This is a genomic window from Pseudocolwellia sp. AS88 (assembly GCF_030551755.1).
GTDB lineage: Bacteria > Pseudomonadota > Gammaproteobacteria > Enterobacterales > Alteromonadaceae > Pseudocolwellia.
Genome location: NZ_JAUPEC010000002.1, coordinates 50,244 through 73,830 on the forward strand (window position 1 = coordinate 50,244; position 23,587 = coordinate 73,830).

The following is a 23,587-nucleotide window of genomic DNA, read 5'->3' on the forward strand; positions in this document are numbered from 1 at the left end:
GTAAAAATACTCTATGGCAGCATTTGATTATCAAGCCGTTGACAGCCGAGGTAAAACCAAAAAAGGTGTTATTGAAGGTGATACTCCCAGACAAGTTCGAAGCTTGCTGCGTGATAAAGGTTTAATGCCAACAGAAGTTACACCCAGCTTAAAAAGAAAAAATAGCTCTTCTGGCAAAGGTGGCTTTGGTGCAGCTAAAAAAATATCTGCGTCAGAACTTGCATTAATTACGCGTCAACTTGCGACACTTTCAGAGTCAGGCTTACCTCTTGAAGAAGCTTTAATGGCTGTAGCCGAACAATGTGATAAGAATGCATTAAAAAGCATGATGATGGCGGTTCGAACTAAAGTTACTGAAGGTTATGGTTTAGCTGAAAGTATGTCTGAATTTCCTAATGTATTTAATCACTTATTTCGCGCTATGGTTGCCGCAGGTGAAAAATCAGGACATTTAGACAAAGTACTTAATCGTTTAGCTGATTACACAGAACAACGTCAGCATTTACGCTCTCAAATGATTCAGGCTTTAGTTTATCCCGTGATCATGACAGTTGTAGCTGTTGGTGTTATTTCAATTCTATTAACCGCTGTTGTACCTAAAATTGTCGGGCAGTTCGAGCATTTAGGTGCAAACTTACCCGCAACCACACGATTTTTAATTAATAGCAGTGAATTTTTGCAATCTTATGGCTTATTCATTGTCATATTAATTGTTGGCTCTATTATCGGTTTCTCACGATTAATGCAAAAACCTGCATTTAGGTTTAAAGCGCATGAACGAATTATTGGTCTTCCGGGAATTGGTAAAGTTTCAAAAGGACTCAATACCGCCCGTTTTGCCCGTACATTAAGTATTTTAACTGCGAGTGCTGTACCTCTATTAGAGAGTATGACTATTGCAGGCGAGGTACTTGATAATTTGTATATTAAGCGGAGAGTTAAAGAAGCTTCAGATAAAGTAAGAGAAGGTACAAGTCTTCGAGTTTCTTTAGAACAAACGAAATTATTTCCACCTATGATGCTTCATATGATAGCTAGTGGTGAAAAAAGTGGGCAACTTGAACACATGTTAGGAAGAGCTGCTGATAACCAAGATAGAGAGTTTGAATCTTTAGTGAATATTTCACTTAAAGCATTTGAACCCGCATTAATGGTATCAATGGCAGGGGTCGTGTTATTTATTGTAATGGCGATATTACAACCCATATTACAGTTAAATACACTGATCGGTAGTTAGAAATTACCGTAACATTTTTCAAATCAAATTATTACAGACATAAATCAGGAAATAAAAATGAAAGTATTTCAACATTCATCTAAATCTTCAGTTACATCAGTAAACAAAGCCAGCGGTTTTACCTTGTTAGAGGTTATGGTTGTTATCGTAATTCTAGGTGTACTAGCTAGTATGGTAGTACCAAACTTATTAGGCAGCCAAGATCGCGCAAATATGCAAAAAGCGGTTTCAGACATCAATGCGTTAGAAACTTCATTAAGCATGTACAAATTAGACAACTACGATTACCCAACAACAGAGCAAGGTTTAGAAGCTTTAACTGTTGAGACAGACATAGAGCCTTTACCGCGTCGTTTCCCAGAAGAAGGTTATGTTAAACGTCTTCCAAATGATCCTTGGGGTAACGAATATCAATTATTATACCCAGGTGAAAATGGTAAGTACGACGTATTTTCAATGGGTCAGGATGGCGAAGCCGGTACTGAAGACGATATTGGTAACTGGAACTTATCTGACTTCCAATAAGTCTTTAAGTTAATTTGCTGATGCACTCTAGAACAATAACCAATAAAGCTAAAACAAAACAGTCATTAACAGGCTTTACCCTAATTGAAGTTATGGTAGTGGTTGTTTTAATTGGTTTAATGGCGTCTGCGGTGCAATTTACTTTTAACGGTAATGATCCCGACAAAGTACTCGATAAAGAAAGCCAACGCTTTAGCGCAATATTTAATACGGCGGCTGAATATTCAATGTTAAATAACATTGAACTGGGCTTAATGGTTGAAGACAATACTTATCAATTTTTAGCTTTTGATGGCGAAGCTTGGGTAAGAACCTCAGACACTCCATTTTTAGCACCTTATACATTACCTGAAACCGTAGCCATTGTTTTAACCTTAGATGACTTACCATTAGATGAACCCCCTCTGATCAACGTTTTGCATGAAGAAAATGAAGCAAGCGAGTTAGAGTTTTCTGGTTCAGAGCTTGATGAAGAAGAAAAGTTGATCCCGCAAGTTTATATCTTATCAGGCGGTGACTTAACACCATTCACCTTACGTTTTCAATTAACAGACAGGTTTGATGCCGATTCTTACATCAGCTATGTGGTTAGTGGCTTGTACGAAACACCATTAACCATTGAAGGCCCGCTCTTTGATGAATAAGCGAATAAAAGCAAAAGGTTTTACTCTTATAGAAGTTATGCTCGCTATGGCCATTTTTGCTATTGCAGGTGTTGCTTTGGTTTCAAGCACTAGCACACATTTCAGGAATTTAAGTTTATTAGAAACAAAAATGATCGCCAATTGGGTGGCTTCAAATCAGCTTGTAGAAATATCGTTAGAAAAGTCTTGGCCACTTAAAAACAATAAAAAAGGCAAAGAAGAACTCGCTGGTCAAGAATGGTTTTGGATACAAAAAGTTGTTAAAACCAACGACGAAAATATGAGCCAAGTAACCATTGAAGTGCGCTTAGATCAAACCGCGAAGTCATCAATTGCAAGCTTATCAACTTATGTTGTTAAGGAAGGTAGCTAGTGAGTAAATTTGCTAAAGCCAAAGGTTTTACTTTACTCGAAGTGCTTGTGGCTATTTCTATTTTTGCCATTATAAGTTTAGCCAGTTTTAGCTTATTTGATACGGTAATTACCAGTGAAGAAAAGTCATCTAAACGTATAGAAAGCATGAATGACATTCAACGAGCTTTTATCATTATTGAGCGCGACTTTTTACAAATAGCTAGACGTAGTTTACGTTTGCAAGGTGATAGCCCGTTGTCTGACTTTATTCATACCGATGGTACTAGCTTTGAGTCTACCTCACAGTCTATCGGTTTTGTTCGAGGTGGCTGGACAAACCCTGGGTTGTTATTACCTCGCAGTGATATGCAATCAGTTGCTTATCAAGTGAATGAAGAAACATTAGAGCGTATTCATTATAATTTTGTTGATGCAAGCTTAAGCGAAGAACCAAAAATAAGAAAATTACTTACCGGTGTTAACGACATAAGTTTTGAGTTTTATTACAGTAAAAAATGGAACCAAACATATGAAGGTAATGACTTACCTAGTGCGATATCTATAGAGCTTGATACTCAAGAATTTGGTTTAATTAAACGTAAGTTCTTACTTACAGGTATTGAATCAGCATCTGCACTAACGAATTGAGGATGACATGAAAAAATTATCGTGTCATCAAGGTGTGGCATTAATTACGGTTATGTTAGTTGTAGCCTTAGCGTCAATATTAGCTGTTCAAATGACAGCTAAATTACAACTTCACCTGCAAAGAAGTATTAATGTTGAATCTAACCAGCAAGCTTATTGGTATGCCATGGGAGCTGAAGCTTTCACTAAACGAATATTGACGTTGTCGTTTGATGGAGAAGAAACAGTTACCCATTTAGGGCAGTTGTGGGCTCAAGGTGAAAACTCGTATCCAGTTGATTACGGAGACATAACCGGTGAGATTAGCGATTTACAATCTTGCTTTAACTTAAATGCTTTACGCACGGAAGGTGGAAGTGCTTTGGTTTCTTCGGCAGCGTCAACAACAACGCCATCGTTATCAACAGACACAACAAGCCCAACTGAATCAACAGAGTCAAAAACCACTACATCAGGAAGCAGTAATGGTAATATTGCCGCTGCAGCATTTGAGCGATTAATTTTAGCTATTGGTATTGAAAACGTTAGTAGTTTTGAAGCCAAAGACATGGTTGACGCGTTAACCGATTGGCTAGACGATAACGATATTATTACTAATAACGGTGGCGCTGAAGACAATGATTATTCATCATTAGAATATCCATATTTAGCGGCAAATAATTACTTAGGTAGCATTAATGAATTGCGCACTGTGGCGCATTATACTCGAGATATAATCGAGGAGTTAAAGCCTTATGTTTGTGTTATACCTAACTCAAATTTGCATCAAATTAATGTAAATACGATAGACCCAGACCATTCAGCAATACTTAGTGCTTTACTTGATATAACTGATGATGTTGCAAACGATATTATTTCTGGTCGAGGGGAAGAAGGTTATCAAACCATTGATGACGTTTTTGCTTTACCGCAATTAAGTGCGGTACAGATAGAAGATGAGATGAAAAATCAGCTTGTTGTTGATAGTGAATACTTTAAATTAAAAACTAAAACCACATTCAACGACAGTTATTTCTTTTTAAACAGTATTATGAAAGTTGAACAAAACAATCAAATTAATATTATTAGCCGCACCATAGGACGTGACTAATGTTAGAAACACTTTTTATTCGACTGGGCAGTAAAGCTCATGATCCCATCCAATGGTTGATATGGTCGAACCCAGAAAATGAAGTTATTGCGAGTGGAGACTTAAGTCATGCAAGCGATTTATCACACTTAACTGAAAAAGCCGCTCAGCGTAAAGTTGTGGGTTTTGTTCCAGCAAGTGAAATCGCCTTAAAGCGCTTAAAAGTTCCGGGTAAATCGTCGCGAGCAATAACTGCAGCTGCACCTTACATGCTAGAAGATGAACTTGCGCAAGATGTAGAGTCATTATTTTTTGCTTACGCTAATTTAGCAAAAGACCAAGACGATAATAATTGTTTTGCAGCAGCCGTTGATAGAGAGCAACTAGCTCGTTGGCTGCTTTGGTTAGAAGAGGCTGGTATTAAATGTAAAACCTTAATTCCAGATGTTTTAGCATTACCTTTTAATGAAGGCGAATGGAGTGCTGTAACATTAAATAACCAAATACTCCTTAGACAAGGGCTATGGCAAGCCGCTGCTGTTGAATCGAATGTATGGGCGTTAATCAGTCAACAATGGGCAAGTCAAAATCAAGCTGTTCTTGAATCTGAAAACGATAGTGAAACAGAAAGTGACGAGTTAACATCATCAGCATCTATTTCAATAAATGCTTATGCACAATTGCCTGAATCGCCAGGTATTACCATTAATGCAATGCCTGAAGAATTACCTTTAGCTTTACTTGCGCAGCATGTTGATCTTAAGTTTTTTAATTTACTTCAAGGTGAATTTCAAGTTAAAGATAAGCGCTCAGCTAACTACAGTAATTGGTTATGGGTAGCGAGTATTGCTGGTATTGCTTTAGTGGTGAATGTTGCTCTTAAAGGTGCTGAATTAGTTAAGTTAAATAACCAGAATGCGGCTATCGAAACTGAGATTATTAAAGTATACAAAGACGCCTTTCCCGAAACTAAGAAAGTTCGTATCTCAACGATCAAATCTCAGCTTAACCGAAAATTATCAGAAGTAGGTGGTTCTTCATCTCAAGCTGACTTCTTAACTATGTTAAACAGCGTACAACCTGCTTTTAGTGAAGTTACTGCATTGAAGCCTGAGTCAATGAAATACGATGCTAAAAGAAGTGAGTTAAGAATCCAAGCCATATCAAAAGACTATCAGTCGTTTGAAAAACTAAAAATTGGTTTAGAAAAGCAATCGTTAAACGTTAATCAAGGCGCACAAAATAATTTAGGTGATCAAGTATCAGGTTCATTTGTTATTACGTCTAAAGGGAGCCGATAATGAAAGAACGTTGGTTACAACTTAATATACGCGAACAACGCTTAGTAATAGCGATGGCAAGTGTTGTGTTAGTTTTTATTTTATATAGCACCATTTGGGCACCACTTAATAACAATATTGAAGCGGCATCTAAAAAGATTGAACGTCAGCAAGAATTATTAGCTTGGATTCAAAAAAATACAGCTATTTACAAGAGTGCGGCAGGTGCTGGCGCATCTAAAAACCGTAATACCAGCTTATCTAGTTTAGTTAACCAAACTGCGGGCCGTAACAATATAGAAATTGCACGTATGCAACCACAAGGTGAAAGCATACAGGTATGGATTGATGAAGTGCCTTTCGATAACTTATTAAATTGGTTAGAGTATTTAGCACTTAAAGAAGGCGTAAGAGTTAAAGCTATAGATATCGCTCATGCTGAACAAGCCGGTGTTGTTAAAATAAGACGTCTGCAATTAGGAAGAAGTTAATGAAAAAATGGTTTCTAGGTGCGCTAATATTTATTTTAGCTTATCTATTTTTTATGGTGTCGCAAGTACCAGCACAATGGGTCGTTAATCAAATATCATTACCGAAGAATGTTTCGCTACAAGGTGTTAAAGGTACTATTTGGCAAGCCAATATTAAACGTATTGTTATCGAGGGCTATGCTATTAACGAAGTAACAACTGATGTTAATTTATTAGCTTTATTGATGCTAAATGTAAGTGTTGATACCAAGTTTGGTGGTGCATTATTTGATGGTCCAGAAGGGGAAGCGACTCTCAGTAATTTACTTGGCGATATTGAAGTGAATGACGCTAAAGTACTTATGCCTGCTAACGATATAGCTCAATTGCTGAGAGATGAATTACCTATTCCACTTACAGCACAACAGTTTTTAGATGTTCAATTAGATACTTTTGTGATGGGAAAACCTGTTTGCGAAGCATTGAATGCAACCGTTAAGTGGGAAAAAGCCAGCATAAAAGCCTTAGACGAAAAAATTAATCTAGGAACTTTAAGTGGCAAGCTTGAATGTGAAAAGGGGATTGCTAAATTTAGCTTTGATCCTAAAAACAACTTAGGCTTAACTTTCAGCGCTTATGTTTATTCACCTCAACGTATTTCTGGTAGTGGTTATATCGAACCAGGCAGTAAGTTTCCTACTATATTAAACGAAGCTTTACCTTTCCTTGGTAAGCCACAGGGCGGTCGATATAAACTTAACTTTTAGTTGTTAAGTTTATAGCTCAAAACTAAGTTAATCCGAGTTCAGGTTAACTTATTTAATCGAAATTGGATGTGCTTTTATTTCTTCTAAAAGTACATCGTAGTTTGAAATAGCGGGATATTGTGTGATTACTGTATCTGATTTTTACTGTTAGGATTAGCCACTGCTAGGCTTTGTTGATCTTTCTAGGTTACTTTACAGTAATGTGTTTGATATTTAGACAAGGCAGTGGATTTGAGGTGTAATTGGTTACTCAAGTTATGATAACGCTCTGTCTATTCAAAGTTAACAATTTCAAACACGTAGTCTTCTTTGGGAGTATTTAAAACGAATTTACTCATTTTTTCCTACATGGAGTCGGTACCTGGCTTATGTTGGAAGGTATAGCCGATGTTCACTTTTTAGTCCCGTTAGCAATTAACTTAGCTTACCATTCAGATAAAAATTGATGAAAAAAATCATCAACATTACAAAATATATTTATTAACGTATCCATCTGTCCACCATTGTTGCTTTCAAATCGTTTTTAGTCGAAAGATGTGAACGAAAGGTGGAAATTTAGTTCAATCCTCATCCAGCTTTCAGGTTATTTATTTACTAATAGAACAATCAACCTACATTAGGCTTTATAATATTCAATATCATAAAAATAATTGACCATTAAACTCAGTTTGCACTAAAAAGAATGCTGAGATTTATAATCATTCATTCAACACTTTGTTATATATTTTAATAAAAGGTGTCGGAATACTTTACACAAATGAGTTTTAAATTAATTATACTTTTTCAGTAATTTGATACAGCCCTTTGACAACTTGTAATTAACAGATTATTTACAAGTTGGAACATTTATTGCTAATAAAGACCCTACAAAATACAAGTGATTAATTGTGATTTCTTAAGTATTAAAGAAAATAATCACTGTTTTGAATATTTCGTTCATTTTTATTTCAAAGGATAAATAATAAAATGCTTAAAAAATCTATAATCACGGCGGCAATTTTTACGGCTATAACAGCATTACCTAGTCAAGCAGGTATAGTTTTTAATTTTGATTATTCGGGTAACACTGCAGATGTTGGCTTTTTAGATAGCAGTGAAGGAATCGCACGCCAATCAGCATTAGACACTGCAGGTAGCATGTTCTCAGATTTATTCGGCAGCTACTTCAGTGACTCAGCGACTCTTGATATTGCAGTAACTTCTACTGATGATAGTACAAGTGATACATTAGCTTCTGCAGGTTCAAGTATTGTTAGTTCATGTCCAATTACAGGTGGCTGTGTTATAACAGAAGTTGTAAAAACTAAACTACAAACAGGTGTTGATGCTAACGGTACAGAATCAGATGGTAGCGTTGATGTAAACTGGGCTTCGGATTGGCAACTAGATCCGAATACTCCTGCTGACTCAACAAGTGAATTTGATTTTTTTGCTGCTATATTTCATGAATTAACTCATGCACTAGGTTTCAGCTCACTTATTGATGAGAGCGGTGTTGGTTTCTTTATTGATGAATGGTCAACATTTGATACGTTTTTAGTAGACGCTAATGGTGTAAATGTTGTTACTGATACCTTTTTTATAGATCAAGCTGCCTGGGACGATGCTAGTGTAAGTGCTAATGGTACTGGTTTATACTTTGGCGGTGCTAATGCTGTAGCAGCTAATGGCGGCAACGCTGTTGAAATATATAGCCCTACAAGTTGGGAAGAAGGAAGTAGTGGTAGCCATATTGACGGTACAGCTTTTCCAACTGACATGATGAAATATGATAGAGGTTACGGTGCTGAAACTCGTACTTATAGTGCTGTTGATGTTGGTATATTAACCGATATTGGTTATACCAGAGTAGCTACAACAAGTGTTCCAGAGACTGGCACTTTAGGCTTAAGTTTTTTGGGAATGGCTGGTTTATTTTTAAGTCGTCGTAAAAAAGCATAGCAATAGTATTACAAGAATTTTTTATTTAAAAAGCTCGGAAACGAGCTTTTTTTGTTTTTATCCTTTTATTTTGAGGTACCCAATAAATGTGTTTTAAACAATTTATCACTCTCTTATTAGCGGGAACTTTTTTTGTAGGAACTGGTTGTATGGCAAAAGCAAGAAGTAACAATACAGATTCTTTTCCCTTAACTTATGGATTAGACACAGTAACTGTTACTCTAACAAAACACGCTGGAGCTAAAAAAGGCTCGAGTTCTCAACATATTCAGTTTTTAGGGACAGGTCTTTCGATATTAGAAAAAGAAGGCAAGAAAGTAACATTCAACTATTCACACACAAAACTAATAAAGCTACTGAATAACCTCTACAGTATTCATTTTTTTAACCTGCCGACTCGGTATAACATAAAGTATTCTGTTTATCTCAAAGAGGATGGCACTGTTAATACTAATGCTTTACGCATGGTAGATGCATCAAGCACTACAATTTGTTTTAATATTCCTAGCTTTGAAAAGTGTGTTACTTATAGCTCAGACGGGCCAACAGAGTTACAAGAACTTACTAAATATTTGTTTTCTGAAGCCGAACAATTAGCAAATATAACTCCCACTAAAAAATAATATGCTGGTATAGGTTGAATTTTATAGTGTCGTATAGCCTTTAATAAAGAGGGTTTAGATTAAATATGTAACCACTTGGTGATTTATGACCAAGTGTCAGGTTGGGTGCCATTAAAGGAAACTTTAAGTCTATGAGAAGCTGTTATTTAATTTCTTTCAAAAATTCTCTATAGTCATTCACATTGATAAAACCATCAATATTTTTTAGATGGTATTTAACTATTAGGGTTAGCAACAGTAAGTAAATGTTTATTCCCCTCAACGTATTTCTGGTAGTGGTTATATCGAACCAGGCAGTAAGTTTCCTACTATATTAAACGAAGCTTTACCTTTCCTTGGTAAGCCACAGGGCGGTCGATATAAACTTAACTTTTAGTGGTTAAGTCTTTAGCTAAAATTCGCTTAGTTACTTAAAACTGGATGTGCTTTTATTTCTTCTAAAAGTACATCATAGTTTGAAATAGCAGGATATTGTGTGATCACATTGTCCGCTTTTTTACTGTCAGGATTTGCAATCGCCAGTAAATGCCCGATACCATATTGCTGCGCCGATGCTAAAATTGGCAAGCTATCATCAACAAATAATGTGCTTTCTAATTCAAAACCTTCTTTAGCCTGTAATCTTTCCCACAATAATTGTGACTCTTTAGTGACACCAAATTCATGGGTAGAATATAAAGTATCAAAATATTTATCGAGCTGAGTACGTTCAATTTTCAATGACAAACTATCAGGATGCGCATTAGTCACTAATACAACTTTTCGACCACTTTCTTTTAAAGCGACTAGAAAGTCGTGTGCGTCATCACGTAACTTAATAAGATGTTGCACTTCTTTTTTTAATTCAGTGATCGGTAGTTGCGTTTGTTCAGCCCAGTAATCTAAGCAATACCAGTCAATAGTACCAAACACCTTTTCGTAGTGAGTGACTAATTTTTGTTGTGCTTCGTCTAGACTTATTTGAGCAGATTCGCTATATCTAAGGGGCAAATGATGAAGCCAGAAGTGATTGTCAAAGTGAAGATCGAGTATGGTGCCATCCATATCAAGTAAAACTGTTGAAATTTTTGACCAATCAAGCATAGATTTTTTCCTAATAACCCGTTTATTATAGGATTATATATAAAAATATCATGCTATTCTAAATGAATTAGCACTATCGAGTAAGGTACATATCGGAATGGGAAAAAAGCTCCCTACTATTGACGACCGTAAATTGGTCGCAAAAAGTAAATTATTTTCAATTGAACAACTCGAACTTACTTTTAGTAATGGTGTCAAAAGACAATATGAACGTATGCAAGGTGGCACTCGAGGCGCAGTGATGATTGTTGCTATGCCTGATCCTGAAACCGTTTTATTAGTTCGTGAATACTGTGCCGGTACTCACACTTATGAACTTGGTTTTCCTAAAGGCTTAATTGATCCTGGAGAAAGCCCTGAAATAGCAGCTAACAGAGAACTAAAAGAAGAAGTCGGTTTTGGTAGTAAGCAAATCAAAGAAATTCAGACTGTTGCTATGGCACCCGGTTTTTTTGCCGCTAGCATGAATATTTTTATAGCAACAAACCTTTACGAAGAACGTTTAGAAGGTGATGAGCCAGAAGAGCTCGACATAATACCTTGGAAATTAAGTGAATATAAGTCGTTACTTGCTCAGCCCGATTTTAACGAGGCACGAAGTATAGCAGCACTTATGTTAGTTAAAGATTATTTAAGTGGACCCCATGAATAACGAAGAACTTCTTTTAATCGCGATAGAAAGCGCTAAAAAAGCAGGTGTAGAAGTGACCAAGCACTATAAAAACGGAGACTACACCTCTGAAATTAAAAAAGATAACAGTCCTGTTACAAGTGCAGACCTAGCTGCAAACGACGTTTTAATGAGTGAGTTACAAAAACGTACTCCCAATATTCCTATTATTTCTGAAGAAGTTGGTGCTTTGCCGCTAGAGGAACGTAGTAAGTGGAAGCAATACTGGTTACTCGATCCTATTGACGGCACCGGTGAGTTTATTCTTGCTAGCGGCGATTTTGCGGTGAATGTTGCGCTAGTTGAAAATGGTTGGCCAACTATAGGTGTAATTCACGCTTCAGATAAAAATACCACTTACTATGCTCAAACGGGGTTAGGTTCTTTTAAAGAAACACCAGAAGGTACCACCAAGTTAGAAGTGGCTGAATACGATAATAAGCGTCCAATCAAAGTGGCGGTGAGTCGTCGTCAAGAATTGAGTTTAATGGGGCAGTACTTAAGTCCAGAATTTGATTATGAATATGTACCTTTAGGTAGCTGTTCATTAAAAAACAGCTTGATAGCTGAGGGCTTAGCCGATTGTTATATACGTATTGGGCCAACAGGTGAATGGGATACAGGCGCGAGTCATTGTATTTTAGAGCAAGCGGGTGGTTCAATTATCGATAGTGAGTTTTCACCATTAAGCTATAACAAACGTGATAGCTTAATGAATCCAGACTTCATGTCGTTAGGTGCTGCCAATATTCCTTGGCAAAAAGTGATAAAACCTCACACAGCTCGACGTGATTAGTTTTTATCATAAGATCTAAAACCTAACTTAATTTATTAAAATAAATTGTGTAATACGGAGAGCTATTCAAGCTCTTCTTTTTCTTCTTCAAATTGATCTTTAGGGATTATATTTACTGTTTCATGTAATTCTGAGTACACCAAAACAGCAGTGCCTAGATCCAGTTGTTTACGTACTTGTTCAACTTTTTCTTCAATTGAAACATCTTCGGCTCCGTATTCGGTACCTTCTCTTAAAACAAACTCTTTAATAATACTAAATAACGTGTCTGGGTTTATATCCTGGATAGGAATAATCATAAAAAATCCTGTAAAAATTGTGGAACCTTAGTCGCTAGCCAATACTTAGGTTTGAAAGGGGAGTTGCCTGTTAGGAATCCTACGTGACCACCTGTGGCTGAAACCTCAAAGGTTATATTATCAGGCAAAGTGTTTAATGCGGTTATTTCCTTATGAGATAAAAAAGGATCGTCTTGCGCATGAATAATTAAACACGGTTTGGTTATCTTGTTTAAAACGCTAATACCACTCGACTCACTGTAATAGTGCTCAGCGTTATCAAAACCATTTAAAGGTGCCGTAACCTTATTATCAAATTCCCACATGGTTTTAATGTGTTTTAGTTCGTTTAACGTAATGTTTTTAATAATACCTAGCTTGATTTTCTTTTCTGTTTCTCTTTTAAGTAACTTCAGTAAGTAATTCTGATAGATCTTTGAAAAACCGCTATTAATTTTAGCACTACAGCTTGATAAATGTAGCGGAGCACAAATGACCGTAGCACATTCATACGGAGAGTTTGGTGTTTCAGCTAAATACTTAGTGAGTACATTACCTCCTAATGAATAGCCAATAGCCGCGAATTTACAATGCTGATAACGTGATTGTAATTGCTCGGTAAAATAGCGAATATCGTAAGTAAATCCGGAATGATAAGAATGTGCCAAGCGATTTGGCTTACCACTACAACCACGAAAATGAATTAATACACCTATCCAACCTTTTTGCACTATTGCTTTAAACATACTTTTAACATAATGGCTGTATTCACAACCTTGTAAGCCATGTAATAAAACCACAATAGGTTTAGTGTTATCTGCTTGTGGAATTTCAGTCCAAGTTAAGTCGACAAAGTCACCGTCAGGTAATTCGAGGGTTTCACGGACAGTAGGAATTAAATCTTTTTGGGTTAACCATTTTGCCACCATTGTTTGTAAATGGGGATTTGATAAACCTTTGGCTGGTTTGAAATTACTTGCTTGGAACATTATTTACAATGAGTTGTATGGCTATAGCTTATTGTAATGAAAATAGTGCCTTTGGTATATGAGGTTAAGACTAAGAGTGGAAAAGAAAAAAATGGAGAGCATCAATAGCAGCGCTCTCCCAAAGCAAGCGTAATTTGAGGGTAGATAAAATAACTATGTTTCAACAATTTTGTTTGTTGTAAATTTACCAATACAACTTTAAGTGACTCAATTTATTATTCAAATTGGTGTTAAGCGTTGTCGTGTACTTTTTTCATAAAATAGAACACATAAAATCCACAAATTCCAAACAAAACCAATAAACCAACAAGTGAATATATGGCAACTGGATCTGTTAGTAGTAAAGTGAAAACGTTCATATAAACCTCTCGTTAGTTGATTGTTAAGTTCTGTAAGTATATTAACTAAACTGAGATTTAAAATGATGATGTGGATCAATAGAAAGTTTGAAAGCTCAAAATATATGTAACTTTAACTCAGGATAATGAATGCCATAATACTCAATGAAAAGAAGTGATTATTAATAACCTTGCTGAGTGACTTTGCTTATATTGAGCTGAGAATTTCAATTTAAAAATAGAATTATTTGAATGAGAGGGGAAAGAGAAAGACAGCTGACTAAAGCAAGTGTTTGTTTAGCCAGCTAATTGAGCTAATTGAGCTAATTGAGCTGATTGTGTATCAGCCTTTATTTGATATTTATTGAACCTAGAGGTCTTAGTAGCTTTTTTGATTCGCTAACTTAGCTTTCATTTCTTCACGTTTCACAATCTCTGCTCGTTTACGCTCCGCTTCTTCACGTACTTTTTTGATTTGAGCAGAACCTAATACACGCTCGTCCATCTCTAAGCTTTTCTTTGCTATAGCGTAGCCATTTCTGTAAGCAATAATATTCCAAAAGTATGATTGCTCATCGCTTTTAGTTACACCTTTACCTTCAGAATACATTAAGGCTAAGTTGAACTGTGCTAATGCATAGTTTTGTTCAGCTGCGCGTTCGTACCAGCGAGCTGCTTTAGCGTAGTCATGGAAAACGCCTTCGCCGTTATAATACATAACACCTAAGTTAAACTGAGCACTTGCTAAGTCTTTATTAGCTGCTTTTTCTGTAAGCGCGAAAGCAGTTTTTAAATCTTGCTTAACACCTTCACCAGAAGAATACATAAGAGCTAAACTGAAAAGGGCGTCAGGGTAGTTTTGTGAAGCTGCAAGGGAAAATAATTCAAATGCTTTTGTTAGATCTTTTTTAACGCCATAACCGTTTTGATAAATTAATGCCATTTGGTATTGTCCGGGCGCATAACCTTCTTTTACAAGTGGTTCAAATTCAGCCTTAGCTTCTTGAAATTCGCCTCGGTTTAATTGAAAAATACCTAATTCTAAATCACCATCGAAACTAAAAGCTGAGAAGCTCGTAGCTAAAGCTAAAAATATACATACTCGTGAGTGCATTTTCATTGTGGACTCCTTATTTATCGGCATTTTATGCAAGATAAATGGTCAAAATAAATAGTGAATAAATCGATCATTGTACAACGGCTTTGTTGAAGGCTATTTCATTTTAGATAAAAGCCAAAATAAAAGAGCAACAGACCTTTCTACAGTGTAGCAATAATGTTGCAATTTAGCTTACAACATTAATGTTACGATATTTGTGTATATATCTAATTGAGTTGTATTGATAAATGTTACTCTTGAGACATAACTGCTTCAATCTGTTCTTCTAAATCTAGCCATTGCATTTCATTTTCTTCAATTTCTGATTTCAAGTTTGCTTGTTTTTTTATAAGTTCAGACAAGCGCGCTTTATGTTCAGCCTGATATATATCGGGATCTGCCAACACAGATTCAACCTCATCAAGCTCAACTTGGTATTTTGTTACTAATTTTTCAAATTTATCAGCTTGTTTCTTCAAAGGAGCCGCTTTTTTTCTTAGCTCGGCTTGTTCTCTACGTTGTTGTTTTTTATCAACGCCTGAATCTACAAAACCTGAATTAACTTTCGCATTTTTAAACGTTAGTTTTTTCTCGTCATTTAACCATTGTTGGTAATCGTCTATATCACCAGAAAAATCTTTTACGGTGTTATTTGCCACAATATAAAATTCGTCAACGCACGACTCAAGTAAAAACCTATCATGTGCAATCAGTATTATCGCACCTTCAAAATCTTGCAGCGCTAATACTAGAGCTTGGCGCATTTCTAAATCTAAATGGTTAGTTGGTTCATCGAGTAAGAGTAGTTGTGGTTTTTCTAAAACAATTAACGCTAAAACTAAACGCGCTTTTTCACCACCCGACATAGTACCTACAGAATCTAACGCTTGATCACCACTAAAACCGAAGCGACCTAAAAACGAACGTGCTTCTAATAGCGTTTTTTCAGGTTTAGCACGTAAAATATGATCAATCGCTGAACTTGCCATGTGTAACTGTTCTAATTGATGCTGCGAGAAGTAACCTACTTTAAGTTCTTGTGCGCAGTATCGTTCACCTTGCATCAAGGCTAATTCACCCGCTAACGACTTTATCAATGTTGATTTACCCGCTCCGTTTCGCCCTAACAATCCAATGCGGCTTCCTGGTACTAAGGTCATATTAACTGAGCTTAGAATAATTGCTTCAGGGCTATAGCCACACTCACTGTCGGTAAGTGAGAGTAAAGGATAAGGTAAACTTTCAGGTGTTTCGAAATTAAAGGTAAACTGGCTGTCTACATGTGCTGGCGCTAAGTCAGGTAACTTTTGTAAGCGTTTTAAACGACTTTGCGCTTGTTTAGCTTTACTGGCTTTTGCTCTAAAGCGATCAACAAAAGAGGTGAGGTGAGCCACTTCCTTTTGTTGTTTTTGGTATTGTGCGTCTTGCTGGGCTAAATGTTCGGCACGTTGTCTTTCAAATGCCGTGTAATTACCAGCATAAAGTTTGGCTTGTTGGTGCTCAATATGAAGAATCTGGCCGATAACATCATCTAAGAAGTCACGGTCATGAGAAATAAGGACTAACGTACCTGTAAAACGTTTTAACCAACGTTGTAGCCAAATAACCGCATCTAAATCTAAATGGTTAGTAGGTTCATCGAGTAATAATAAATCGGCACGGCTGATCAAAGCTTGTGCTAAGTTCAAACGCATGCGCCAACCACCCGAGAATGCTTTTACAGGATTAACGAGTTGTGATTGTAAAAAACCTAAACCATGCAACAACTCACCCGCTCTTGCCGGTAAGCTATAACCATTAATGGCATCAATTTGGTTAATGATTGTTGCTTCAAGCGAGCCATTGTCGTCTTGACGAGCTTGCTCTAACTTCTCTTCAAGCTTTCGGAATTCTTTATCGCCATCCATTACATAATCAAGCGCCGATTGCTCTAAAGCCGGCGTGTCTTGTTTTACGGTAGCAATACTCCAACTGCTTGGCATAGACAAATCGCCTGTATCTGGCTGTAGTTCACCAAGCAAGGCCGCAAATAAAGAAGATTTACCACAACCATTAGCGCCTACTAATCCTACTTTATGATTAGGGTGAATGGTAAAGCTAGAGCCAGAAATAAGGTTTTTTGTACCTCGGTCTAAGCCCAAGTTATTCGCAGTAATCAATGTATTATTCCTTCTTTATAATCAATATGGGTATTGTCGCTTTTCCTATGGGGGTTATTCAAGGTAAAATACGCGTCCTTACAAAATATAAGAGCTTCTTATTGTGAAAAAACGTTTTATCGCTGGTGCAGTTTGTCCAAAATGTAAAGCTATGGATACCTTATCTTTAACTAAAGAAAATGGTGTTGAAAAAGTAACGTGCGTTTCTTGTGGAGAAAGCATGACACAACCAGAAGAGCATGTAGCTAAAGAAGTACGACCTTACGAGCAAGTAATTGGTGTATTTAAGCAAGACTAATTCAAGCTTTATAGGTTAAATAAAGTTTGAACAGATCGACTCTTAAATTAATTTAGTAGTGAGGCGGTGGCGGTTCAATTTCTTGGTCGCCTGATTGTGGCGCCGAAGATGAGTCTTTAATGCGCGCAGCAATTAATGTTAGTTGATGTTGTAATTCTGCTATTTGCGATTGGTGTACCGTAATTTCATCGTTGAGTTGTTCAATAACATCATCTTGAAAAGCATTACGCGATTCTAATGCTTCGATACGTTGTTCTAATGCTGTAATAGAGGTCATATTATTTTATTTGCCACAATTCGGCATATCCAGAAGAGCTTTCAGTAATTATGTGGGCATTATCGCGAAAAGCGACACTGTAAACAACTGCTCCGGCAGGTCTAATGTCATCTCTTGGTGTAACATGCCAACTTTCTATGCGTTTACCGGTTTTAATATCCCATAAACTTACTTTACGAGAAGGTGCACCGGTAAGTAATTGTTTACCATCTTCAGAAAATTGTACTGAGCTAAACACTTCTTGTCGGTTGGTATATTGTAATTGGCTAACAAGTTTTCCTGTTTTTAAATCCCAAATGTTCGCGTCTTTTTTACTGTCGGCAGTAAAGGCATAACGACCTTTTGCATCTAACGCGACTTTGGTTACTCTACTTGGGTGATTAAAACGATAAATAACTTGTCCTGACAAAGTATCCCAAACGTAAGCCACAAAATCATTACCACCTGATAAAGCAACACGTCCGTTAGGCAATAAGTCTACTGAATTAACTTTTTCTTGGTGACCTAAAAATTCTAAGCGTCTGCCTGAATCAATAGTGACATGAACAACCGTACCGTTACTTTTACCAATAAGTACATGTTCGCCATTATTTGAAAGAGCTATATCTCTGATGTTGGAATCACGAACCTGCCAATAGCCTTCTGATCCCCCATTGACCATATTCCATAAGGCAAAGTTTTGGCTGCTAGCGGTTAATACATAACTGTTATCGTCGGCGATATCTATGGCGAGTACTAAATTGTCGGCGCTGTTTTGTTCTTGTGACCAACTGAACTTACGGGCATTTTTTTCTAAATCCCATAAGCTAATGCCGTGATGAATAGATGACACAGCACTGAATTTACCGTTATTTGAAATATCAGCCGCATAAGCGCCTTCAACAGAATGTTGCCAACGTTCAATAGGCGTACTTGAATTAGGCTGACAAGCACTCAATATCAACACAAATAAGATCGAGATATACCATCTGTTACATTTATACAAACTATTAATACTTTTCACTGCCGGTATTTATAGTTAGTATAAGCCGCAATGGTTAACATTACACAAATAAAAACGTTGTCTTGAGGGATAAATTTCCACCGAGCAAGGATATGGAGAAATTAATGAGATTTTTTAAACCGACTTTAGTCGCTATCGCACTTGTAACAGTAATGGGTTGTCAAGAAAAGGCACCTGTTGAAAAAGAATTAGTATTAGATACTGATGTGCAAAAACAAGCATATAGCTTAGGTGCTTCCATTGGTATGTACATGGAACGTAACCTAGAAGAACAGGCTAAAATGGGTATCGTGTTAGACCAAGAAATTATTTTTCAAGGTTACAAAGATAGCTTAGCGGGTAAATCTCAAATTGAGAGAGAAGATATCCAAGCTATTTTAATGAGCTTAGACCAACAAATGAAAGCTAAACAAGCTGAAGCAGCAGCCGCTGAATCTGAAGCAAGTAAAGCTGAAGGTGTAGCTTTCTTAGCAGAAAATGCTAAAAAAGAAGGCGTAATGGTTACTGAATCTGGTATTCAATATAGTGTAATTACTGCAGCTGAAGGCGAAAAACCTACGGCTGAAGATACTGTAAAAGTTCATTATAAAGGTACTTTCTTAAACGGCGAAACGTTTGATAGTTCATACGATCGTGGCGAACCTGCAGTATTCCCACTAAACCGTGTAATTCCTGGTTGGACTGAAGGTGTTCAATTAATGCCTGTAGGTTCTAAATACAAATTCACAATTCCTTCAGAATTAGCTTACGGTGAAGCGGGTAGCCCTCCACGTATTCCTGGTAATTCAGTATTAGAATTTGAAATTGAATTGTTAGATATCCAAAGAGCAGAAGCTCCAGCACAAGTTGGTGAGTAATTCTTCTTCTTAAATAATAAGTGCTTTAAATAGCACTTATTAAAAAAGCGAGCTGTTGAGGGTAAACTTCAAAATGCTCGCTTTTTTTATACTTGTTTTTTGTTAATGTGTTTTAACGAAAAACCATGTAATTATCTGTTTTTAATTACTTAATTCAAAGTATTTTCAAGTGTATAAGCTAAACGAACTGAAGCTTGTAGCATTCTTTTCTCTAAAATACCTTGGTGATCGTCCTGATAATAACTGGGTAAATTAATGATGTTCTTTTCTATTGGCAGGCAGTAATTTTTGTTATTTAACTCACAATATAAAAGATCCGCTGAGCGCGTAATGTTTAACGACTCGGTAGCCCAAGTATAAACAGAATCCTTTTGCCATTGACTCACAGGCGCAAGTGGCCATTGTTTACTTAACTTGTTATGTAGCACGTTAAATAAACCTTGGTTGCTATGATCATGGCTTTTAGATTCAGTTTTAGGGTAAAGCAAACACTCATCCCATAACCAATGCATGTTGTTGCACTTAACAAACTCTTTACCATTTGCTTGAGGATTTAGCATACTGATTTTAGTACGGTTTCCACCAAGGTCGCTGGCGAAATTAATGTGCATAGGCTGGTGAATATCTCCAAACCAATGGCCTAAAAACATTAAGGCTTGAAGTTTCTCCCAAGAATTATCTTTAGTTGACGTACTCGCTGAAGATTCTGACAATATTGCTTTATGAAGTTGTATCGCAGCAGTAATACAATTTTTAGCACAAGTTTGCTCAGTTACTTCTGTTTCATTTCGATCAACATTCAAATAATGCCAGCTTTTATATTTGTCGAATGATTTATCTTTTTTGATTGCATCAGCCCAGGTACAAGATTCAGCAAAGGTAACCTCAGATTTGGTGCTTGAATGGTTGTATTTATTGATGAGTTTCTTATGTTTATTAGAGAGTCCATTCAGCATAGAATTTACTTTATTTTGGGTATTTGAAGACAAATTATCGAAAGCCAGCTGACAAATAACTTGATGCCCAACCTTACCTAACGCAAAAGCCTTAGGTGTAAAAAATGAAAATAAAACTAGGCTAAATCCTAGTAGGGCAATAACACCATTATTTGAACGAATACGCATAGGTTTGTTGTTCCTTGATTTTTGTTTTTAATACTAGTCGCTAATACAGTAAACTACCTCTTTATAGCACTAATTTCATACACTTTTTATCTACAGTGAGCGAATTGATGACCACTCCTGCACATTCTGAATCTTCCTCTGCTCATTCTACAATTATTGCAGGACCAATTGTTAGACATTGTGATGTATCACAACTTAACTTTTGGTTAGTTACCACAACAGCTTGCGATTTCACCTTTAAATTATTTAATGAACAGAGCGAGAGTGACCACTCACTTTTATTTGAAGTTAAATTAAGTTCAAGTGAGGAATTATCTGATAAAAGGTCTAAATCTCATCTGAAGCAGATACAAATAGGTGAATCTGCTTTTATCAACTTAATTAGTATTTATGCAGAAGAGCATTTACCTGATATCTCAATACAAGAAAATAACCTTGTTGAAAGCTCTTTTTCTGCAAGCGTATTCCCTGAAAACACCGTTTTATATTACGACATACTAACTTCACAAATAGATAAAGAATCATCAGATAAAACCAAAAGCGTGAGTGAAGGCGAAAGCATTACCGGTTTGCAAGATTTACTTTATGCTGAACAAAGTTTACCGAGCTTAGTGATAAAGCCAAAAATTGAGAAATTGCTACATGGTTCTTGTCGTAAACCTCATTACAAAGGTGACGATGGTTTAAAGCAAGTCGATAGCGTATTAGAAAGTGCAGTTACCCAAACGATTCATTCAAAAATAGATAGCGAAGAGAATACACAAAGCACCTCAAATATTGAACGACCATCAATGTTAATTATGTCGGGTGACCAAATCTATGTAGATGATGTTGCTGGGCCAACACTAAGTGCTATTCATCAAGTTATTGAGCTGTTAGGTTTATACAATGAAGAGTGGCTAAGTGATGACCCAGTGGTAACTAACAGCCAAGAATTATTCAAACATAAACATTGTTATTACCAACGTCAACATTTATTACCTAACTTTAATAAAAACACACTTTTTGGAGAGAAAACTACACCTATATTTACCTCGGTAAGCGTACACAACCATTTAATTACCTTGTCTGAGATTATGGCAATGTATTTATTAACTTGGTCGCCTGAGTTGTGGAATAGAGTAGATATTACTAAACCACCAGCCAATTTGTCAGCTCCGCATCAAGAAAAGTATGCGCAAGAACTTAAACACATCACCGATTTTTACCAAGGTTTATACCAAGTAAGAAGGGCGATGGCGCATATACCTGTATATATGATTTTTGATGATCATGATGTAACAGACGACTGGAATTTAACCCGAGGTTGGGAGGAAGCTGCTTATACACATCCGTTTTCTAAACAAATTATTGGTAACGCAGTAGCAGGTTACTGGCTGTGTCAAGGAGTAGGCAATGCACCGGACAAATTTACTCAGCTACTAGAAAAGCATAACAATGTATTTAGTGAGCAAGGTTATCAACATAAAGACGATCTAATTGATGAGCTATTAGCGTTTGATCAATGGAATTACACTTTAAGTACATCGCCTAAAATTGTCGTGCTAGACACTAGAACCCAACGCTGGCGATCGGAAAGTAACGCCAACAAACCCTCTGGCTTAATGGATTGGGAAACTTTAACGGATTTTCAGCAAGAAATAGTAAAAGAGCCGAATGTTATTGTCGTTTCACCTGCGCCTATTTATGGCGTTAAGTTAATTGAAACCATTCAAAAAGTATTTACTTTATGTGGAAAACCACTCGCAGTTGATGCGGAAAACTGGATGGCTCATTCAGGCACAGCTAACGTAATATTAAATATATTTAGAAATCCAAGAACACCACCCAACTTTATTATTTTATCGGGCGATGTACATTACTCTTTTGTCTACGACGTTACCCACAGATTTAGAAAGAACAAAGCTAAAATCACACAAATAACCTGTAGTGGAATTAAAAACACTTTCCCAGATAAGTTATTAACCACCTTAGAAAAGCTTAATAAAGTATTGTATGCGCCATATTCGCCACTGAATTGGTTTACGAAACGAAGACGTATGAAAGTTCGTGTACGAAAACCTAACATAGCGGCGGACACACACTTGTTAAATAGCTGTGGAATTGGAGTTTTAAGGTTAGAAGATGGAAATGAAGAAGTGATAACAGAATTTATCACTTCTCAAGGTAAGATGGTTGAGTTTATTCAGTACGAAGCTGACGACGATTAATTCCTATCGTTTATAATTTTAAGGCTTTTTTGCCTTGTTTTAAGCCTGATAATAAATCGTCACTTAAAATACCGTCTCGACCAATAGTAATCGGAATAAAGCCGTTCGGATCTATGGTTGTTGCTAAATGATACTTCAACTCTTCGTTACGGTGTTCACCAAAATAAGTGAGTAACTTTAATAAATCAAACAAACCAACACCTGCGCTTATGCTAACAGGAGTTTCTGTATAAGCTTTTAATAATGGAACTGAACTCGACATCCCCGTTAGTACTTTTTGATCGGCTATACCTAAGCTAAAAGTAACACCTTCAATATCTAAATCGAAACTGTTTGGATTAGACACCATTAAATTCAAAGTAAAATATTGCGTAAAACCTTTAGTTTTTGCAGGCTCAATACTGATCAAACTTACATCAGGGTTTTTAATTGGGGCTATGCTGGCGCAACTCGCTAACATCATGCTAAATATAGCGAAAAACATACTCCATGTACGCATCGGTGGATTCCTTAATAAACGTAATGTTAATAAAAATCGTAAAAAACTAATGTAGCACGCAGTCTTTTAAAATTCGACTAGAAGAAGTGAAAGATAGATGAATTAAATGAGGGTATAAAATGGAACTATATTTCTAAAATATCATGGTAAATATTTAAACGATTTTAAATTGAGATATTCGCTTTGTTGTTGTTTTTACATTATTTTACAAATAAAAAGGCCTTACCAAAGGTAAGGCCGTAAATGCTCGCTGTATTGTCTTGTATAACAAGCTTCTTATTATTTATTTTGACTATTTATTGTTGTTATTCGTTAGCTCGGGACAATTTATAGCAAAGGGATCTAGGGG

At 36.4% G+C, this 23,587-nt stretch carries 26 protein-coding genes; 16 read left to right on the forward strand and 10 right to left on the reverse strand.

All coding sequences use genetic code 11. The features are described from left to right. Positions 1 to 13 precede the first annotated feature (13 nt). The 11 genes from gspF (at position 14) to Q5N69_RS01835 (ending at position 9,558) form a co-directional block, all read left to right on the forward strand. Entirely contained in the window at positions 14 to 1,237 is a 1,224-nt protein-coding gene (gspF, locus tag Q5N69_RS01785; RefSeq protein WP_304367066.1) for a type II secretion system inner membrane protein GspF, read from the forward strand. 57 nt (positions 1,238 to 1,294) lie between these two features. Continuing rightward, positions 1,295 to 1,762 (forward strand): type II secretion system major pseudopilin GspG, encoded by a 468-nt coding sequence (gene gspG, locus Q5N69_RS01790; protein WP_304367068.1) that lies wholly within the window; start codon positions 1,295 to 1,297, stop codon positions 1,760 to 1,762. A gap of 20 nt (positions 1,763 to 1,782) precedes the next feature. After that, a complete protein-coding gene (gene gspH / locus Q5N69_RS01795; RefSeq protein ID WP_304367070.1) occupies positions 1,783 to 2,406 on the forward strand; it encodes a type II secretion system minor pseudopilin GspH in 624 nt (207 codons plus the stop codon). Then, on the forward strand, positions 2,399 to 2,779 hold the full coding sequence (gspI, locus tag Q5N69_RS01800; RefSeq protein ID WP_304367071.1) for a type II secretion system minor pseudopilin GspI: 381 nt from the start codon (positions 2,399 to 2,401) through the stop codon (positions 2,777 to 2,779). The genes gspH and gspI overlap by 8 nt, the downstream gene beginning before the upstream one ends. Then, complete coding sequence (gene gspJ / locus Q5N69_RS01805) at positions 2,779 to 3,408, forward strand: type II secretion system minor pseudopilin GspJ (protein ID WP_304367073.1); 630 nt, start codon at positions 2,779 to 2,781, stop codon at positions 3,406 to 3,408. Before gspI ends, gspJ begins: the two co-directional genes overlap by 1 nt. 7 nt (positions 3,409 to 3,415) lie before the next feature. Continuing rightward, complete coding sequence (gene gspK / locus Q5N69_RS01810) at positions 3,416 to 4,498, forward strand: type II secretion system minor pseudopilin GspK (RefSeq protein WP_304367075.1); 1,083 nt, start codon at positions 3,416 to 3,418, stop codon at positions 4,496 to 4,498. Continuing rightward, the gene (gene gspL / locus Q5N69_RS01815; RefSeq protein WP_304367077.1) at positions 4,498 to 5,778 is read left to right on the forward strand and encodes a type II secretion system protein GspL; all 1,281 of its coding nucleotides are present in this window, start codon (positions 4,498 to 4,500) and stop codon (positions 5,776 to 5,778) included. The genes gspK and gspL overlap by 1 nt, the downstream gene beginning before the upstream one ends. Beyond that, on the forward strand, positions 5,778 to 6,248 hold the full coding sequence (locus tag Q5N69_RS01820; RefSeq protein WP_304367079.1) for a type II secretion system protein M: 471 nt from the start codon (positions 5,778 to 5,780) through the stop codon (positions 6,246 to 6,248). Before gspL ends, Q5N69_RS01820 begins: the two co-directional genes overlap by 1 nt. Further along, a complete protein-coding gene (locus Q5N69_RS01825; RefSeq protein WP_304367081.1) occupies positions 6,248 to 6,994 on the forward strand; it encodes a type II secretion system protein N in 747 nt (248 codons plus the stop codon). Before Q5N69_RS01820 ends, Q5N69_RS01825 begins: the two co-directional genes overlap by 1 nt. A gap of 966 nt (positions 6,995 to 7,960) precedes the next feature. Continuing rightward, positions 7,961 to 8,935, forward strand: a complete 975-nt coding sequence (locus tag Q5N69_RS01830) for a hypothetical protein (protein ID WP_304367083.1) — start codon at positions 7,961 to 7,963, stop codon at positions 8,933 to 8,935. Positions 8,936 to 9,084: 149 nt separating this feature from the next. Then, positions 9,085 to 9,558, forward strand: a complete 474-nt coding sequence (locus tag Q5N69_RS01835) for a hypothetical protein (RefSeq protein ID WP_304367084.1) — start codon at positions 9,085 to 9,087, stop codon at positions 9,556 to 9,558. A 402-nt stretch (positions 9,559 to 9,960) separates the two neighbouring features. Here Q5N69_RS01835 and yrfG read toward each other — a convergent pair whose 3' ends face one another. Continuing rightward, entirely contained in the window at positions 9,961 to 10,641 is a 681-nt protein-coding gene (gene yrfG, locus Q5N69_RS01840; protein ID WP_304367086.1) for a GMP/IMP nucleotidase, read from the reverse strand. 97 nt (positions 10,642 to 10,738) lie between these two features. On the opposite strand from yrfG, the gene nudE reads away from it, so the two are divergent. Both nudE and cysQ read left to right on the forward strand, forming a co-directional pair. After that, positions 10,739 to 11,293: an ADP compounds hydrolase NudE gene (nudE, locus tag Q5N69_RS01845; protein WP_304367088.1), complete on the forward strand. Its 555-nt coding sequence runs from the start codon at positions 10,739 to 10,741 to the stop codon at positions 11,291 to 11,293. Then, positions 11,286 to 12,107, forward strand: coding sequence for a 3'(2'),5'-bisphosphate nucleotidase CysQ (gene cysQ / locus Q5N69_RS01850; RefSeq protein WP_304367090.1), 822 nt, complete (start codon positions 11,286 to 11,288; stop codon positions 12,105 to 12,107). The genes nudE and cysQ overlap by 8 nt, the downstream gene beginning before the upstream one ends. Before the next feature lie 62 nt (positions 12,108 to 12,169). On the opposite strand, the gene Q5N69_RS01855 is transcribed toward cysQ, so the two are convergent. The 5 genes from Q5N69_RS01855 to Q5N69_RS01870 all read right to left on the reverse strand — a co-directional run bounded on the left by Q5N69_RS01855 (position 12,170) and on the right by Q5N69_RS01870 (position 16,970). Further along, positions 12,170 to 12,406 (reverse strand): YheU family protein, encoded by a 237-nt coding sequence (locus tag Q5N69_RS01855; protein WP_304367092.1) that lies wholly within the window; start codon positions 12,404 to 12,406, stop codon positions 12,170 to 12,172. Beyond that, positions 12,403 to 13,374 (reverse strand): hydrolase, encoded by a 972-nt coding sequence (locus tag Q5N69_RS01860; protein ID WP_304367094.1) that lies wholly within the window; start codon positions 13,372 to 13,374, stop codon positions 12,403 to 12,405. Before Q5N69_RS01860 ends, Q5N69_RS01855 begins: the two co-directional genes overlap by 4 nt. A gap of 230 nt (positions 13,375 to 13,604) precedes the next feature. Further along, the gene (locus Q5N69_RS18335) at positions 13,605 to 13,733 is read right to left on the reverse strand and encodes a DUF3149 domain-containing protein (protein WP_369686659.1); all 129 of its coding nucleotides are present in this window, start codon (positions 13,731 to 13,733) and stop codon (positions 13,605 to 13,607) included. Between the two features lie 358 nt (positions 13,734 to 14,091). Next, positions 14,092 to 14,832, reverse strand: coding sequence for a tetratricopeptide repeat protein (locus Q5N69_RS01865; protein WP_304367096.1), 741 nt, complete (start codon positions 14,830 to 14,832; stop codon positions 14,092 to 14,094). A 230-nt stretch (positions 14,833 to 15,062) separates the two neighbouring features. After that, on the reverse strand, positions 15,063 to 16,970 hold the full coding sequence (locus tag Q5N69_RS01870) for an ATP-binding cassette domain-containing protein (RefSeq protein ID WP_304367098.1): 1,908 nt from the start codon (positions 16,968 to 16,970) through the stop codon (positions 15,063 to 15,065). 103 nt (positions 16,971 to 17,073) lie between these two features. Between Q5N69_RS01870 and Q5N69_RS01875 the strand changes: the two genes are divergently transcribed. Further along, entirely contained in the window at positions 17,074 to 17,268 is a 195-nt protein-coding gene (locus Q5N69_RS01875; protein WP_304367100.1) for a YheV family putative zinc ribbon protein, read from the forward strand. Between the two features lie 52 nt (positions 17,269 to 17,320). On the opposite strand, the gene Q5N69_RS01880 is transcribed toward Q5N69_RS01875, so the two are convergent. After that, on the reverse strand, positions 17,321 to 17,545 hold the full coding sequence (locus Q5N69_RS01880) for a SlyX family protein (protein WP_304367102.1): 225 nt from the start codon (positions 17,543 to 17,545) through the stop codon (positions 17,321 to 17,323). Position 17,546: 1 nt separating this feature from the next. After that, the gene (locus Q5N69_RS01885) at positions 17,547 to 18,491 is read right to left on the reverse strand and encodes a WD40 repeat domain-containing protein (RefSeq protein ID WP_304367104.1); all 945 of its coding nucleotides are present in this window, start codon (positions 18,489 to 18,491) and stop codon (positions 17,547 to 17,549) included. 161 nt (positions 18,492 to 18,652) lie between these two features. On the opposite strand from Q5N69_RS01885, the gene fkpA reads away from it, so the two are divergent. Continuing rightward, a complete protein-coding gene (gene fkpA, locus Q5N69_RS01890; RefSeq protein WP_304367106.1) occupies positions 18,653 to 19,405 on the forward strand; it encodes an FKBP-type peptidyl-prolyl cis-trans isomerase in 753 nt (250 codons plus the stop codon). A 149-nt stretch (positions 19,406 to 19,554) separates the two neighbouring features. Here the strand turns inward: fkpA and Q5N69_RS01895 are convergent, their stop codons facing one another. Next, the gene (locus tag Q5N69_RS01895; RefSeq protein WP_304367108.1) at positions 19,555 to 20,529 is read right to left on the reverse strand and encodes a S1/P1 nuclease; all 975 of its coding nucleotides are present in this window, start codon (positions 20,527 to 20,529) and stop codon (positions 19,555 to 19,557) included. A 107-nt stretch (positions 20,530 to 20,636) separates the two neighbouring features. On the opposite strand from Q5N69_RS01895, the gene Q5N69_RS01900 reads away from it, so the two are divergent. Beyond that, complete coding sequence (locus tag Q5N69_RS01900) at positions 20,637 to 22,739, forward strand: alkaline phosphatase D family protein (protein ID WP_304367109.1); 2,103 nt, start codon at positions 20,637 to 20,639, stop codon at positions 22,737 to 22,739. A 10-nt stretch (positions 22,740 to 22,749) separates the two neighbouring features. On the opposite strand, the gene Q5N69_RS01905 is transcribed toward Q5N69_RS01900, so the two are convergent. After that, on the reverse strand, positions 22,750 to 23,238 hold the full coding sequence (locus tag Q5N69_RS01905) for an LEA type 2 family protein (protein ID WP_304367112.1): 489 nt from the start codon (positions 23,236 to 23,238) through the stop codon (positions 22,750 to 22,752). Positions 23,239 to 23,587 lie beyond the last annotated feature (349 nt).